Consider the following 1,310-nt stretch of genomic DNA (forward strand, 5'->3'; position numbering starts at 1 on the left):
AATGCGGAACCGGGGACTTGAACCCCGATGGCATTGCTGCCACTAGAACCTGAATCTAGCGCGTCTACCATTCCGCCAGTTCCGCGGCGATCTATAAGAATGCCCAAGAAAGGGGATCCCTGTCAAGGGCTGGGGGACTTTAGAAGGGGATCCGACTCTTATGCTAAGCTCGGCTGCGCAGGCAGTGGATCCAGAGCGCTAACCTTGGCGGCTTTTACTTTTGTTTGCGAGGGCACCTGCCCCAACACGCAGGCGCGGGCCGGCTATTTCACTACCCCCCACGGCGAGATCCCAACCCCCTGCTTTATGCCGGTGGGAACGCTGGCCAATGTGAAAACCCTCACGCCTGCTCAACTCAAGGAAACCGGCGCCCACATTATCCTCAGCAACACCTATCACCTGCACCTACAGCCCGGCGAAGAGATCATTCAAGCGGCGGGGGGCCTGCACCGCTTCATGGGCTGGCCAGGCCCCATCCTCACGGATTCAGGCGGCTTCCAAGTTTTTAGCCTCAGCGCCATCCGCCAAATCGACGAGGAAGGGGTAACGTTTCGCTCGCCCCGCGATGGCCGTATTATCCATTTCACTCCAGAGCTGTCCATCCAGATCCAAAATGCTTTGGGGGCAGACATCATTATGGCCTTTGACGAGTGTCCGCCCTATCCTGCCAGCCCTGAGGCGGTGGCGGCAGCGGTGCGGCGGACTACTCAATGGCTGAAGCGCTGCGTGGAAGCCCACCGCCGCTCCGATCAGGCTTTGTTTGGCATTGTTCAGGGGGGGGTTTACCCGGAGCTGCGTCGGCAGGCAGCGGAAGAAGTCTGTCGGCTGGATCTACCCGGCTATGCCATCGGCGGCGTCAGCGTAGGAGAGCCGGTGGAGCTAATGCACGCGGTGGTGCGACAAACAGCCCCCCTCTTGCCAGCCGATCGCCCCCGCTATCTCATGGGGGTGGGCACCTATGCCGAGATGCGGGCGGCAGTGGCTGCCGGCATGGACTTGTTTGACTGTGTCATTCCCACGCGCTATGCCCGCCACGGCACCGTGATCAGCCGCGGCCAACGCTGGAACATCAAGAATGCCGAACACCGCCGCAGCCTGGATCCCATCGATCCTGAGTGCCCTTGCTACACCTGCCGCCACTTCAGCCGCGCCTATTTGTGCCACCTCATCCGCGCCCAAGAGATCCTGGGCTACACTCTGCTTTCCATCCACAACATCACGGAGCTCGTGCGCTACACCCAAAGAATGCGCCAGGCCATTCTGGAAGGCAAATTTCATGAGAACTGGGATCCGTGGCGCGAGGGCTGAGC

The 1,310-nt window shown here is 60.7% G+C and carries 1 protein-coding gene and 1 tRNA gene; one reads left to right on the top strand and one right to left on the bottom strand.

Annotated features, from left to right (window positions below; translation table 11 throughout):
• Nucleotides 1-2: 2 nt before the first annotated feature.
• Nucleotides 3-85: transfer RNA gene (locus tag NW853_RS06720), tRNA-Leu, on the bottom strand.
• A 119-nt stretch (nucleotides 86-204) separates the two neighbouring features.
• Between NW853_RS06720 and tgt the strand changes: the two genes are divergently transcribed.
• Nucleotides 205-1,308 carry a tRNA guanosine(34) transglycosylase Tgt gene (tgt, locus tag NW853_RS06725; protein ID WP_414348494.1) on the top strand — a complete coding sequence of 368 codons (1,104 nt, stop codon included), beginning with the start codon at nucleotides 205-207 and terminating at the stop codon, nucleotides 1,306-1,308.
• The last annotated feature ends 2 nt before the right edge of the window (nucleotides 1,309-1,310 follow it).

It is taken from the genome of Synechococcus sp. H55.11 (assembly GCF_047462475.1).
In the GTDB taxonomy this organism is placed as follows: domain Bacteria; phylum Cyanobacteriota; class Cyanobacteriia; order Thermostichales; family Thermostichaceae; genus Thermostichus.